This window comes from Pseudomonas tritici (genome assembly GCF_014268275.3).
Lineage (GTDB): Bacteria > Pseudomonadota > Gammaproteobacteria > Pseudomonadales > Pseudomonadaceae > Aquipseudomonas > Aquipseudomonas tritici.
In genome coordinates this window covers 503,445-516,663 of sequence record NZ_CP077084.1, presented here as the reverse complement: position 1 = coordinate 516,663, position 13,219 = coordinate 503,445, and the positions used below count along the sequence as shown (strand labels likewise).

Annotated in this window: 12 protein-coding genes; 9 read left to right on the top strand and 3 right to left on the bottom strand. The window is 60.8% G+C overall.

The features are described 5' to 3' along the window. Positions 1 to 10 precede the first annotated feature (10 nt). The 3 genes from tauB to tauD are packed head-to-tail and all read left to right on the top strand — an operon-like array spanning position 11 to position 2,471. Positions 11 to 790, top strand: coding sequence for a taurine ABC transporter ATP-binding subunit (tauB, locus tag HU722_RS02225; protein ID WP_064450187.1), 780 nt, complete (start codon positions 11 to 13; stop codon positions 788 to 790). Then, on the top strand, positions 787 to 1,623 hold the full coding sequence (tauC, locus tag HU722_RS02220; RefSeq protein WP_065875857.1) for a taurine ABC transporter permease TauC: 837 nt from the start codon (positions 787 to 789) through the stop codon (positions 1,621 to 1,623). Before tauB ends, tauC begins: the two co-directional genes overlap by 4 nt. Before the next feature lie 11 nt (positions 1,624 to 1,634). Further along, positions 1,635 to 2,471, top strand: a complete 837-nt coding sequence (gene tauD / locus HU722_RS02215; protein ID WP_065879757.1) for a taurine dioxygenase — start codon at positions 1,635 to 1,637, stop codon at positions 2,469 to 2,471. Between the two features lie 113 nt (positions 2,472 to 2,584). On the opposite strand, the gene mgrA is transcribed toward tauD, so the two are convergent. From mgrA to epsC, 3 genes are all read right to left on the bottom strand, one after another. Then, the gene (gene mgrA, locus HU722_RS02210; protein ID WP_065875862.1) at positions 2,585 to 3,622 is read right to left on the bottom strand and encodes an L-glyceraldehyde 3-phosphate reductase; all 1,038 of its coding nucleotides are present in this window, start codon (positions 3,620 to 3,622) and stop codon (positions 2,585 to 2,587) included. A 155-nt stretch (positions 3,623 to 3,777) separates the two neighbouring features. Further along, a complete protein-coding gene (betT, locus tag HU722_RS02205) occupies positions 3,778 to 5,739 on the bottom strand; it encodes a choline transporter BetT (protein ID WP_175403005.1) in 1,962 nt (653 codons plus the stop codon). 405 nt (positions 5,740 to 6,144) lie between these two features. After that, on the bottom strand, positions 6,145 to 7,071 hold the full coding sequence (epsC, locus tag HU722_RS02200) for a serine O-acetyltransferase EpsC (RefSeq protein ID WP_065875866.1): 927 nt from the start codon (positions 7,069 to 7,071) through the stop codon (positions 6,145 to 6,147). Between the two features lie 165 nt (positions 7,072 to 7,236). Between epsC and HU722_RS02195 the strand changes: the two genes are divergently transcribed. The 6 genes from HU722_RS02195 to HU722_RS02170 all read left to right on the top strand — a co-directional run bounded on the left by HU722_RS02195 (position 7,237) and on the right by HU722_RS02170 (position 13,200). Then, positions 7,237 to 8,232, top strand: coding sequence for a D-cysteine desulfhydrase (locus HU722_RS02195; protein ID WP_065879753.1), 996 nt, complete (start codon positions 7,237 to 7,239; stop codon positions 8,230 to 8,232). A 188-nt stretch (positions 8,233 to 8,420) separates the two neighbouring features. Continuing rightward, positions 8,421 to 9,221 (top strand): cystine ABC transporter substrate-binding protein, encoded by an 801-nt coding sequence (tcyJ, locus tag HU722_RS02190; RefSeq protein WP_065875870.1) that lies wholly within the window; start codon positions 8,421 to 8,423, stop codon positions 9,219 to 9,221. Beyond that, entirely contained in the window at positions 9,221 to 9,886 is a 666-nt protein-coding gene (gene tcyL, locus HU722_RS02185; protein ID WP_049710605.1) for a cystine ABC transporter permease, read from the top strand. Before tcyJ ends, tcyL begins: the two co-directional genes overlap by 1 nt. Positions 9,887 to 9,889: 3 nt before the next feature. After that, positions 9,890 to 10,636: an L-cystine ABC transporter ATP-binding protein TcyN gene (tcyN, locus tag HU722_RS02180; RefSeq protein WP_065875871.1), complete on the top strand. Its 747-nt coding sequence runs from the start codon at positions 9,890 to 9,892 to the stop codon at positions 10,634 to 10,636. 370 nt (positions 10,637 to 11,006) lie between these two features. Further along, the gene (locus HU722_RS02175; protein WP_065890233.1) at positions 11,007 to 11,771 is read left to right on the top strand and encodes a hypothetical protein; all 765 of its coding nucleotides are present in this window, start codon (positions 11,007 to 11,009) and stop codon (positions 11,769 to 11,771) included. A gap of 187 nt (positions 11,772 to 11,958) precedes the next feature. Then, a complete protein-coding gene (locus HU722_RS02170) occupies positions 11,959 to 13,200 on the top strand; it encodes an SfnB family sulfur acquisition oxidoreductase (protein ID WP_065875875.1) in 1,242 nt (413 codons plus the stop codon). Positions 13,201 to 13,219: the final 19 nt, after the last annotated feature.

Here is a 13,219-nt window from a genome sequence, read left to right as displayed (position 1 = left end):
GTTCATTGCGATGGCCTTGCTTCAGCTGGAGCGCATCAGCGCACAGTACCCAGGCGCCACAGAACCGGTACTGTCCGACATTTCACTCGACCTTGGGCCCCAGCAATTGCTGGTGGCGCTCGGCCCGTCCGGCAGTGGCAAGACTTCGCTGTTGAACCTGATCGCCGGCTTTGTCGAACCGTCTGCCGGGCGCATCACCCTGGACGGCGTGCCGGTCAAAGGCCCCAGCGCCGAGCGTGGCGTGGTGTTCCAGGACGACGCCCTGCTGCCCTGGCAGGACGTGCTGGCTAATGTGGGCTTCGGCCTTGAACTGGCCGGTGTACCTAAGGCGCAACGTGAAGTGCGCGCCCGGGAAATGCTCGCGTTGGTGGACTTGGCGGGTTTCGACAGCCGTCGCATCTGGCAGCTTTCCGGCGGCCAGAAGCAACGCGTTGGCCTGGCTCGCGCCCTGGCTGCCGACCCTCGCGTGTTGCTGATGGACGAACCCTTCGGCGCCCTCGATGCGTTTACCCGCGAACAGATGCAGGAGCTTTTGCTGCAAGTCTGGCGGCGTACAGCCAAGCCGGTGTTCCTGATTACCCACGACATCGAAGAAGCCGTGTTTCTTGCCACCGACCTGATTCTGCTGGCGCCCAACCCGGGCCAGATCGTCGAGCGTCTGCATTTGGATTTCGGCCAACGCTATGCAGCGGGTGAATCGGCACGGGCAATCAAGTCTGACCCGCGCTTTATCGAAACCCGCGAGCACGTGCTGGGCAAAGTGTTCTCCCAACGGCAGGTGTCCGCATGAGCAGCTACGAACTCCCCGCCACCGCCGCACAACCGGTGGCGCACGCGGTTATTCCGGCACGTCGCAGCTTGAGCACGCGCTGGATCAGCCTGCTGACCCTGGTCGCGTTGCTGGCCATCTGGTGGGCCGTGACCGCCACCGGCTTGATCGAACCACTGTTCCTGCCACCACCCTCCGCCGTGCTGCAAAAAGGCTGGCTGTTGGCAACCACGGGCTACATGGACTCCACGTTGTGGCAGCACCTGGGTGCGAGCCTCAGCCGCATCGGCCTGGGCCTGGGCTTTGCCATACTGACCGCCGTGCCGGTAGGGATTGCCATCGGCTCCAACCGAATTGCGCGGGGCATTCTGGACCCGCTGATCGAGTTCTACCGGCCGATCCCGCCCCTGGCTTATCTGCCGCTGATCGTGATCTGGTGCGGCATTGGCGAGCTGTCCAAAGTGCTGCTGATTTATCTGGCGATCTTTGCACCGATTGCCATCGCCACCGCCACCGGCGTGCGCACTGTTGACCCCGCCAAATTGCGGGCGGCGCAGTCGCTGGGCGCTACCCGTGCCCAGCTGATTCGGCACGTAATCCTGCCGAGTGCCCTGCCCGACATCCTTACCGGCGTGCGCATCGGCCTGGGTGTGGGCTGGTCCACTTTGGTCGCCGCCGAGCTGATCGCGGCCACCAGCGGCCTGGGCTTCATGGTGCAGTCGGCGGCGCAGTTCCTGGTCACTGACGTGGTGGTGCTGGGCATCCTGGTGATCGCCCTGATCGCCTTCGCCATGGAAATGGGCCTGCGTGCCCTGCAGCGAAAACTGGTGCCGTGGCATGGCCAGGCACATTGAGTGAGAACAGCATGAGCAGCCTGACCGTTACCCCACTAAGCACCGCCTTGGGCGCCCAGATCAATGGCGTCGATATCACCCAGCCGCTGACCCTCGAACAGCGTGACGCCATCGAACAGGCGTTGCTCACGCATTCGGTGCTGTTCTTTCGCGACCAGCCGATCACCCCACAGCAGCAAGCACGGTTCGCGGCGAATTTCGGTGATCTGCATATTCACCCGATCTACCCCAACGTGCCGGAACAGCCCGAAGTATTGATCCTGGACACCGCCGTCACCGACGTGCGCGACAATGCCGTTTGGCACACCGACGTGACCTTCCTGCCCACTCCGGCGTTGGGTGCGGTGCTGAGTGCCAAGCTGCTGCCGGCATTTGGCGGCGATACGCTGTGGGCCAGTGGGATTGCGGCGTATGAAGCACTGTCCGAGCCATTGAAACGATTGCTCGATGGACTCACCGCCACCCACGACTTCACTAAATCCTTCCCGCTGGAGCGCTTTGGCAACACCGCCGAAGACCTGGCTCGGTGGGAAGAAGCACGCAAGAAGAACCCACCGCTGTCACACCCGGTGGTGCGCACGCATCCGGTGAGTGGGCGTAAATCGTTGTTTGTGAGTGAGGGCTTCACCACCAGGATCAACGAGCTGGAACCGGCGGAAAGCGAGGCGATTCTGAAGCTGTTGTTCGCCCATGCCACCCGCCCGGAGTTCACCATCCGTTGGCGCTGGCAGGAGCACGACGTGGCGTTCTGGGATAACCGTGTGACCCAGCACTACGCAGTGGATGACTACCGGCCGCAGCGGCGGGTGATGCATCGAGCCACAATCTTGGGCGACGTACCGTTCTAGAGCCTGGCTAAGCTCAAATGTGGGAGCTTGGTGGACCTGCCAACAGATTCATCGACTGACACTCCGCCTTCGCGAGCAAGCCCGCTCCCACAAATTTACCCAGGTGTGTCCGGTTATTCAGCGGTGGATGGCTTTTCCCACAAGTTGATCCCGCCTTCCTGCGCAAACCGATCAATCTCCGCCAATTCCTCTGCACTGAAGCTCAAATTCTTCAACGCCCCGACGTTCTCGATAATCTGCTCCGGCCGGCTCGCACCGATCAACGCGCTGGTCACCCGTGGATCACGCAACGTCCAAGCCAACGCCAATTGCGCAAGGCTCTGACCACGACGCTGGGCGATTTCATTAAGCGCCCGCACATGAGCGATGTTTTCTTCGGACAGGTGCTTGGCCTGCAACGAACCACCGCCCGGGCGATTGACCCGCGCATCCGCCGGTACACCGTTGAGGTACTTGTCAGTCAGCAAACCCTGGGCCAGTGGTGTGAAGGCAATCACCCCGGCACCGAGCGCCTCGGTGGTGTCCAGCAGGTCTTTTTCGACCCAACGGTTGAGCAAGTTGTAGGCCGGCTGGTGGATGAGCAGCGGCACTTTCCACTCTTTGAGCAAGGCCGCCATTTCGCGGGTTTTTACCCCGGAGTAGGAGGAAATACCGATGTACAACGCCTTGCCTTGTTGCACGGCGGTGGCGAGGGCGCTGGCGGTTTCTTCCAATGGGGTGTCGGCGTCAAAACGGTGGGAGTAGAAGATATCCACGTAGTCGACGCCCAGGCGTTGCAGGCTCTGGTCGAGGCTGGCCAGCACGTATTTGCGCGAACCGCCGCCCTGGCCGTAGGGGCCAGGCCACATGTCCCAGCCGGCTTTGCTGGAAATGATCAGTTCATCACGGTAGTGCTTGAAGTCTTCGCGCAGCAAACGGCCGAAGTTGATCTCGGCGCTGCCGTAGGGCGGGCCGTAGTTGTTGGCCAGGTCGAAGTGGTTGATCCCCAGGTCGAACGCGGTGCGCAGCAGGGCGCGCTGGGTGTCGATCGGAGTGCTGTCGCCAAAGTTGTGCCACAGCCCCAGGGACAGTGCAGGCAGCACCAATCCACTGCGGCCTACGCGGCGGTACGGAATAGATTCATAGCGGTTTTCGGCAGCAATGTAAGTCATCGAATCCTCTCTTGGACGTAGGCAAATAAGGCCTGGGAATAACGATATTCCCAGGCCTTTTAACCAGCTGAATCGCTTAACTCTGCCCTTTCTTTTTACAGCAAAGTCTTGTCAGAGTGGTACGGTCCAATGACGTAAATGCGCGGTCCTTCGCCTCAGCGCACCAAATGCAGGAACTGCAGGTGCCGCTCGTACTGGTCGAGAATGTCGTTGATGATCTGCTCCTTGGTGTAGCCGACCAGATCGTAGTCCTGGCTGCCCTCGCTCAAGTGCACTTCCGCCCGGTAGTAGCGACGGTTGTTGAGCTGCTTGGAACCCATTCCACCGCGTGCAAATGACGGCGTGAAATAGCCACGCATCTGCACCTGATAAACGAACGGATGTTCCTCGCCGTGGCCGATTTCCAGGCTGACGCTGTCGTTGGACGGATCGGGCTGGGTGACAACCCTGAGGCCTTTTTCGACGAACACCGCCGTCACCTCTTCAATCGCCGGGCGCACCGTGGTCTCAAGGAACCGGTACACCTCATCCCGTGACGGGAAATGCACGGCCTGACTCAAGCGCTGGCGCCAGCCGCCTGTGCCCTTGCGTGAACCCGACACCGGCGCCAGCGAATGCAGTTGAGCGATCTGCTTCTGCGATTCGAGGTAGAACGCCTTGTGCAGCCCCCACATCATCAGCAGCAGGATCATCGAGAACGGCAACGAGGTCAGCACCACCGCAGATTTAAGCGAGTCGATGCTGCCGGCAAACAGCAAGGCACTGGTGACCAGCCCGGTCATCGCGCCCCAGAACACCCGCAGCCATTTCGGCCCATCTTCGTCGGCGTTGCCGCCCTTGGACGACAGGGTTGAGAGCACCACGGTGCCGGAGTCGGCCGACGTGACGAAGAACACGAAGCTGATAAACACCGTGACCGCGATGACGGTTTTGCTCCACGGGTAGGTTTCCAGCAGCAGGTAGAGGCTCATCGACGGGTCATTGATGGCCGACTGACCGAGTGCGGTCAGCCCGTGGTTGAGCACCTGGTCGATGGCGCTGTTGCCGAAGATCGACATCCACGCCAGGGTGAAGCCCAGCGGGATCAGCAGCACGCCGAACACGAATTCGCGGATGGTCCGGCCACGGGAAATGCGTGCGATGAACAGGCCCACGAACGGCGACCATGCAATCCACCAGGCCCAGTAGAACACCGTCCAACCGCCCAGCCAGTCGCTGGGTTTGTCGTAGGCATACACGTCGAAACTCTTGGTCGGCAAGGCGCCCAAGTAGTCACCGATGTTCTGGATCAGGGTGTTGAGCAAATGCTGGGTGGGCCCGGCGAACAGTACGAACAGCAGCAGCGCACAGGCCAGCAGCATGTTGATGTCGGACATCACCCGCACGCCCTTGTCGACGCCGGAGACGGCGACCAGGATCGCGGCGCCCATCATCAGTGTGATCAGGCCGACCTGAATCCATTGGGTATGAGCAATGCCGAACAGGTAATCGAGACCGGAGTTGAGGTGCAACACCCCAAAGCCCATGTCGGCGCCGAGGCCGAACACCGTGGCGATAATGCCGAAGCCATCCACCGCGTAACCGATGGGGCCATTGATGCGCTTGCCGATCAGCGGGTACAGCGCCGAACGCAACGCCAGCGGCAGGTTATGCCGGTAGGCGAAATACGCCAAGGCCATACCGACAAAGGCGAACACGCCCCAGCCGTGCAGGCCCCAGTGCAGAAACAGCACCTGCATGGCCTGGCGCGCGGCATCGGCGTTCATCGGCGCGCCCTGAGGCGGTTGCACCAAGTGCGTCAGCGGCTCGGACACGCAGAAGAAGAACAGCGTGATGCTGATCCCGGCGGCGAAGAGCATGCCGGCCCAGGACAGGTAACTGAATTCGGGCTCGTCGTGGTCGGCACCGAGTTTTATCTTGCCGTAGCCCGATAGCGCGGTGACCACCACGAAGACCAGATACAGGGTCATCGCCAGCATGTAGTACCAGCCGACCGTATTGGCCGCCCAGTTTTGCGCCGCCAGCAGCCAGGCGCCGGCCTGTTGCGGAATAGCGATGACCGTGATGCCGAACAGCAGGATGAAGCTGGCGGCAAAGTAGAAGACCGGCGCATTCATGCGCACCAGGCCGCTTGCGGGGGTGGACGATGCACTCATGAACGATGCACCCCGACGATGAGGGATGTGGCTGTAAATAACGGACTCAGCAAAGGTAAGCCTCCTGTTGTGAGCGGGCAGCGAACCACCGGGTTTAACTTGAACGAGCATTCAAGTTAAACATGGATAGGCGGTCTGGGACTAATCGCAGGGCCGAGCGGTAGACAATTCCTACACTAGCTCAGGGAAAGGTATGACGGGCGGAGATGACAAAACGTTCAGCACATAACCCGAGGAAAGATCAGAAAACGCCAAGCAATATGTGCCGCTCTACGACCGGGTCTATAACGACCTGGCCGCGCGGCGCAACGAATGGTTGCGCGAGCAAACCCGCCTGTCACTGAGTCGGCTTGACGGCTGACGCGTTTACTTTTGCGTGCCGTCATCGTGCTGCAGGTTCGCCTGCGTCAGGTTCGCCCCCGCCGGCACACTGCGAGTCAACCACACGTTGCCGCCGATGGTTGAGCCTTTGCCAATGGTGATGCGTCCCAGGATGGTCGCCCCGGCGTAAATCACCACGTCGTCCTCGACAATCGGATGGCGTGGGTGGCCCTTCTGCAACTGCCCATCTTCATCGGCCGGGAAGCGCTTGGCGCCCAGGGTCACGGCCTGGTAGATGCGCACGCGCTCGCCGATGATCGCGGTTTCGCCGATCACCACACCGGTGCCGTGGTCAATAAAGAAACTCGGGCCGATCTGCGCGCCGGGGTGGATATCAATACCGGTGGCCGAGTGGGCAATTTCCGCGCTGATCCGCGCCAACAGCGGTAGGCCGGCGCGGTACAGGTGGTGGGCCAGGCGATGGTGAATCACCGCCAGGATCCCCGGATAGCACAGCAGCACTTCATCAACACTGCGCGCGGCCGGGTCGCCGTGATAGGCGGCGAGAACGTCGGTGTCCAACAGGCTGCGCAGGGACGGCAGGGCCAGGGCGAAATCCTGGATCAGCCGGATGGCGTGAGCATCGACAGTGCTGTCGTCCTGGGCGCCCTGGCGCGCAGCGTAGCGCAACTCCAGGCGCGCTTGACCAAGCAGAGCATTGAGTGCCACATCGAGGGTATGGCCGACGTAAAAATCTTCACTCTCTTCACGCAGGTCCACCGGACCCAGGCGCATGGGGAAAAGCGCGCCACACAGTGCTTCGAGAATCTGCGCCACCGCCTCGCGTGACGGCAACTCACGGCCGCCATGCTCGCCACTCAAGCGCCCATTGCGCGTTCGCCACTGGTCCCGGGCGCCGCGCAGTTGGCTGACGATGGTCTGTAGTTGCCAATGACTGGAACGCTCACTCACGGTATTCACTCCTGACGAAATGGCCATCACTTTACGGTATGCGCCCGGGCCACTCTTAAGAACCAATGGTGTGATACTAAGAACTGTCCGGAATAAGCGATTGTCGGTTGCCCGATGAAAAGTGCCTGCCTATAGTCGCCCCATACTCATCAACCGTGCGTAGCCATGATCAAACAACAGCTCGACCGTTTTAACCGCCTGGAATTGCTGGGCGGCGCCACTGCCCTGGAAAAACTCGAGCGGCTGTCGGCCTGGCTGGGCAGGGATGTGTACGTCAAGCGCGACGACACCACGCCGCTGGCCATGGGCGGCAATAAGCTGCGCAAACTTGAATACCTGGCCGCCGATGCCATCGCCCAAGGCGCCGACACCCTGGTGACCGCCGGCGCTATCCAGTCCAATCACGTACGCCAGACCGCTGCGCTGGCCGCCAAGCTGGGCCTGGGCTGCGTTGCCTTGCTGGAAAACCCTACCGGTACCGACGACCCCAACTACCTGGGCAATGGCAACCGCCTGCTGCTTGACCTGTTCGACGCCAAAGTAGAGTTGGTGGAAAACCTCGACAACGTCGACGACCAGCTCAATGCCCTCGCCGACCGCCTGCGCAGCAGCGGCAAGAAGCCGTACCTGGTGCCTATCGGCGGCTCCAATGCCCTGGGCGCCCTGGGTTATGTACGCGCCGGGCTTGAGCTGGCCGCGCAGATCGAAGACAGCGGCATCGAATTTGCCGCCGTGGTGTTGGCCTCCGGCAGTGCGGGGACCCACAGCGGCCTCGCCCTGGCCTTGAGTGAAGTGCTGCCAGACCTGCCCGTAATTGGCGTCACCGTGTCGCGTACCGACGAAGCCCAGCGCCCGAAAGTGCAGGACTTGGCCGAACGTACCGCGCAGTTGCTGGGTGTGGATATCCCGCAAGCGTTCAAGGTGATCCTGTGGGACGAATACTTCGGGCCGCGCTATGGCGAACCGAACGCCGGCACCCTTTCTGCGGTCAAGCTATTGGCGAGTCAGGAAGGCCTGCTGCTGGACCCGGTCTACACTGGCAAGGCCATGGCCGGCTTGCTGGACGGTATCGGCCGTAACCGGTTTGAAGACGGGCCGATTATTTTCCTGCATACCGGCGGGGCGCCGGCGTTGTTTGCCTATGACTCAGTGTTCAGCTGAATAAACGCTCCCACATTAGATCTTTTATATATTCCAAAAAAGAATATCAATTTATATTTATATTATTTTCAAGTCTTAAAAACCAGCTTTATAGTCGCGCCGTAGGCGAAGACGCGCTACGCGCTTTAAGGCAGGATACGACTACCGCGTCACCTGCTTCGCTCAACATAAAAACACAGGGGCTCTTCATGACTATTTCTGTATTCCGTCGCACGTTGCTGGTCGGCACTTTGGGCCTGGCACTCGGGGCTGGCCTGATGGGCCAGGCAATTGCCGGCGAGCAGCTGAACAACATCAAGAAAGCCGGCGTCATCAACGTCGGTCTGGAAGGCACTTACCCACCCTTCAGCTTTGTAGGGGAAGACGGCAAGCTCGCGGGTTTTGAAGTGGAGTTTTCCGAAGCGCTGGCCAAGGAGCTGGGCGTGAAGGTCAAACTGCAGGCCACCAAGTGGGACGGCATCCTGGCCGCACTGGAATCCAAGCGACTGGACGCGGTGATCAACCAAGTCACCATTTCCGAAGAGCGCAAAAAGAAGTACGACTTTTCTGAGCCCTACACCGTTTCCGGGATTCAGGCGTTGGTACTGAAGAAGAACGAAGACAAACTCAATATCAAATCTGCTGCCGACCTGGCCGGTAAAAAGGTCGGGGTGGGCCTGGGCACCAATTACGAGGAGTGGGTGAAAGCCAACGTCAAGAACGCTGATATCCGCACCTACGAAGATGACCCAACCAAGTTCCAGGACCTGCGCATCGGCCGTATCGACGCCATCCTGATCGACCGCCTGGCGGCACTGGAATACGCCAAAAAAGCCCCGGACACCGCCGCTGCCGGTGACGCGTTTTCTCGTCAAGAAGCAGGCGTAGCCCTGCGTAAAGGCGAGCCTGAGTTGCTGGCTGCGGTCAACAAGGCCATCGAAAAACTGCGCGCAGACGGCACGTTGAAAAAACTCTCCGAGAAGTACTTCAACGCTGACGTCACCCAATAATGGAAGAAAAGTTTCAATTGATCCTGAATTCCACGCCCTTCTTGATGCAGGGCGTGTACTTCACCGTGATCTTGAGCCTGGGCGGTTTGTTTTTCGGCTTTGTGCTGGGCTTCGGCCTGGCCTTGATGCGTTTGTCGCGCTTCAAGACGCTGAGTTGGATCGCCCGCGTCTACGTGTCGTTCTTTCGCGGTACGCCGTTGCTGGTGCAGCTGTTCATGATGTATTACGGCTTGCCGCAAGTGGGTATCGAACTCGACCCGATTCCCGCCGCGTTGATCGGCCTCTCATTGAACATGGCAGCGTATATCTGTGAAACCTTGCGCGCCGCCATCAGCTCTATCGAGCGTGGCCAGTGGGAAGCCGCTGCCAGTATCGGCATGACCCGTGTGCAGACCCTGCGTCGGGCGATCCTGCCGCAGGCGATGCGTACTGCATTGCCACCGCTGGGTAACAGCTTTACATCGCTGGTGAAGGACACCTCGCTGGCAGCGACCATCCAAGTGCCCGAGCTGCTGCGCCAGGCGCAGTTGGTGTCCGCGCGCACGTTCGAGATTTTCGCGATGTACCTGTCGGCCGCCCTGATCTACTGGGTGCTGGTCAGCATCCTGGCGTATTTCCAAAATCGTCTGGAAGCCCGGGTCAACCGGCATGACCTGGAGTCCTGAAGCATGATCGTGGTTGAAAAACTGACCAAACAATTCAACGGTCAGGTGGTGCTCAACGGCATCGACCTTGAGGTCAAGGAAGGCGAAGTCATCGCCATTATCGGCCCCAGCGGTTCCGGCAAGACCACCTTCCTGCGCTGCCTGAACTTCCTCGAACAGCCCACCAGTGGCCGCATCAAGGTAGGCGACATCGAAATCGACACCAGCAGGCCGATCAACCAGCAACAAAGCCTGGTGCGGCGCCTGCGCCAGCACGTGGGGTTTGTATTCCAGAGCTTCAACCTGTTCCCGCACCGCACTGCGCTGGAAAACGTCATCGAAGGCCCCACCGTGGTCAAGAAGATGCCACGCGAAGCCGCTGACACCCTGGGGCGCAAACTGCTGGCCAAGGTGGGCCTGGCAGGTAAGGAAGATGTCTACCCACGGCGCTTGTCCGGTGGCCAGCAACAGCGCGTGGCGATTGCGCGTGCACTGGCCATGGAGCCGGAGGTGATTCTGTTTGACGAACCCACCTCGGCGCTGGACCCGGAGCTGGTGGGCGAAGTGCTGGCGACCATTCGCAGCCTTGCCGAAGAAAACCGCACCATGGTCATCGTCACCCACGAGATGAGCTTTGCCCGTGACGTGGCCAACCGCGTGATCTTCTTCGACAAGGGCGTGATCGTTGAACAAGGCGAAGCCAAGACGCTGTTTGCCAACCCCAAGGAAGAACGCACCCGGCAGTTTTTGAGCAAGTTTCTGGCGCACTGAACCCCTGTGTGGGAGCTGGCTTGCCTGCGATGCAGACACCTCGGTAGAGCAGTCACACCTGGGTGATGCTATCGCAGGCAAGCCAGCTCCCACACAAGGGTGTTCCTACAGGAAGTCCTCATTCCAACCTGTAAAACATCCCCCCGTATCCGCCTGAATATCCCCGCCCCAGTCAGACCCTTCTGAATATCGCCAAACCCGCCGTTTAGCCTTTTGCCGCCATTGACGCCCCTTGGCCAACCCTCTTATCTAGCGTTCAGAGGATTGGATCCTATCCCAGCTGTTTTCTGAATCGTTCATTTCGGTCACCCCGCGCACCCGCGCCAAAGGTCCGGGACGATTGCTGCTGGCTGTATCAAGGAGATTATTTATGACGCCCCCCCTGCTCACTGCCCCGACACTGCCCCAGGCCATCGGCAATGGCATCAATGCCCTGGCCGCCACACACCTGCAGGTCGACATCGCGCCGTATCCCGGCATGGATGAAGGCGACCTGATCGAGCTGTTCTGGAACAACTGCTTTGCCGCTTCACGGCGGGTGACCGCGTGCAAGGTCGGCGCATTCACCCACCTGCGGGTGCCGGAAAGTTTCGTGCTGGATGGACCGGCTCAGGTCCATTACCAGATCATGCAGATCGGCCATGGCCCTGCGCGCTCCGCCGAAACGCGGGTGCGCGTAAAGACCCACTACCCTGGCGGCCAACCCTCGCCCCTGTACCGCGACGAAAACCACAACCTCGCCCCCGTGGGCCTGCCCGAGACCATCCGCCGCTGCGGCGTCAACGCCAGCCAGGTACGGCGTGGTATTCCCCTGACCATCGAGCCGTACCTGAACATGACCACCGGCGATGCCATCACCCTGCGCTGGGGCGATGTGCGCCTGGATCTGCCGAAGATCCAGGCCAGGGAAATCGGCCAGGCGGTGCAGGTGTGGGTGCCTTCGACGGTGATTGTCGAAGCCGGCGACGACTGCCGGCTGGAGGTGACCTATTGCATTCTGGATCGCGTCGGCAACAACTCACGCTGGGCACCCGCCCGCACTTTACGCATTGCCGCCGAGGTGCCAACCCACCCGGCCGGGACTGCGCTGATCTATCGTCCCCGCCCTCTCGGGTCGCCCTGCGAACCTGGGTGACAGACCTTCTATGCATATTCCCAAAAGTTAGTTTATTTAAATATTTAACACGCTTAGGGTATATGCACCGGACCACCGGACATCTCTGATTTTTCTGTTTTTATTTCATTGAATGCGAGGTCGGTATGGTCAGAATTACCCCGGTGCGCAACGCCAGGGCATTACGTGCAGCCAAGGAGCGGCGCTGATGTCTAACTTGGCTCTAACAACTCCCCAGCGTGATCTGGATGTAGCCCCCCTGCTGTTGCCGGCCGCTGTGCTGCGCAACGATGCAGAGGCGTTGAACGCTGCCCGTGAGCTGGCTCAGGCTGCGCGCCTGCAAGCCGCCAAGCGCGACAGGCAACGCCAGTTGCCGTGGGCGCAGATTGAACAGTTCACCCGCAGTGGGCTGGGCAGTATTTCCATTCCCCGTGAATACGGCGGCCCGCAGGTGTCTTTTGTAACCCTGGCCGACGTGTTCGCGATCATCAGCGCGGCAGACCCGGCCCTCGGGCAGATCCCGCAGAACCATTTCGGCATCCTGCACCTGTTACAGGGTGCGGCCACCGAGCGCCAGAAAAAGCAGCTGTTCCAGAGCGTCCTCGACGGTTGGCGCATCGGCAATGGCGGCCCTGAACGCGGGACCAAGAACACCCTGGAGCTCAAGGCGCGCATCACCGCCAAGGGTGACGGTTACGTAATCAGCGGCCAGAAGTTCTATTCCACCGGCGCGCTGTTTGCGCATTGGGTTGCGGTAAAAGCCCTGAACGATGACGGCAAGCAGGTCATGGCGTTCGTGCGCCGTGGCACCGAAGGGCTGCGCATTGTTGATGACTGGTCGGGCTTCGGCCAACGCACTACCGCCAGTGGCACGGTGCTGCTGGACCAGGTGCCGGTGGACGCCGAACGGGTCGTGGAAAACTGGCGCATCGGCGAAACCCCGAACATCCAGGGCGCCGTTTCCCAACTGATTCAGGCCGCCATCGACGCCGGCATTGCGCGCGGCGCGCTTGAGGACACCATCGCCTTCGTTCGTGAACGCTCGCGTCCCTGGATCGATGCCAAGGTCGAACGCGCCAGTGATGACCTGTATGTGATCGCCGATATCGGCAAGCTCAAGATCGAACTGCACGCCGCCGAAGCCCTGCTGCGCAAGGCCGGTCAGGTGCTGGACCAGGTCAGCGCCGCGCCGATCACCGCTCAGTCAGCCGCGCGTGCGTCGATTGCCGTGGCCGAGGCGAAAGTGCTGACCACCGAAGTGTCGCTGCTGGTCAGCGAAAAGCTCTTCGAACTGGCCGGCAGCCGCGCCACCCTCGCCGAGTTCAACCTCGACCGTCACTGGCGCAACGCGCGGGTGCACACCCTGCACGACCCGGTGCGCTGGAAGTATCACGCGGTGGGCGCTTATCGACTGAACGGCACGTTGCCGGCTCGACATTCCTGGATCTGACTGACCAGACATCTGGAGA

Coding starts and splice junctions, on each gene's coding strand:
- tcyN (WP_065875871.1), top strand. CDS start 9,890: ATGATCGTGGTTGAAAAACTGACCAAACAATTCAACGGTCAGGTGGTG.
- tauC (WP_065875857.1), top strand. CDS start 787: ATGAGCAGCTACGAACTCCCCGCCACCGCCGCACAACCGGTGGCGCAC.
- HU722_RS02195 (WP_065879753.1), top strand. CDS start 7,237: ATGATCAAACAACAGCTCGACCGTTTTAACCGCCTGGAATTGCTGGGC.
- HU722_RS02170 (WP_065875875.1), top strand. CDS start 11,959: ATGTCTAACTTGGCTCTAACAACTCCCCAGCGTGATCTGGATGTAGCC.
- tauD (WP_065879757.1), top strand. CDS start 1,635: ATGAGCAGCCTGACCGTTACCCCACTAAGCACCGCCTTGGGCGCCCAG.
- tcyL (WP_049710605.1), top strand. CDS start 9,221: ATGGAAGAAAAGTTTCAATTGATCCTGAATTCCACGCCCTTCTTGATG.
- mgrA (WP_065875862.1), bottom strand. CDS start 3,622: ATGACTTACATTGCTGCCGAAAACCGCTATGAATCTATTCCGTACCGC.
- betT (WP_175403005.1), bottom strand. CDS start 5,739: ATGAATGCGCCGGTCTTCTACTTTGCCGCCAGCTTCATCCTGCTGTTC.
- HU722_RS02175 (WP_065890233.1), top strand. CDS start 11,007: ATGACGCCCCCCCTGCTCACTGCCCCGACACTGCCCCAGGCCATCGGC.
- tauB (WP_064450187.1), top strand. CDS start 11: ATGGCCTTGCTTCAGCTGGAGCGCATCAGCGCACAGTACCCAGGCGCC.
- tcyJ (WP_065875870.1), top strand. CDS start 8,421: ATGACTATTTCTGTATTCCGTCGCACGTTGCTGGTCGGCACTTTGGGC.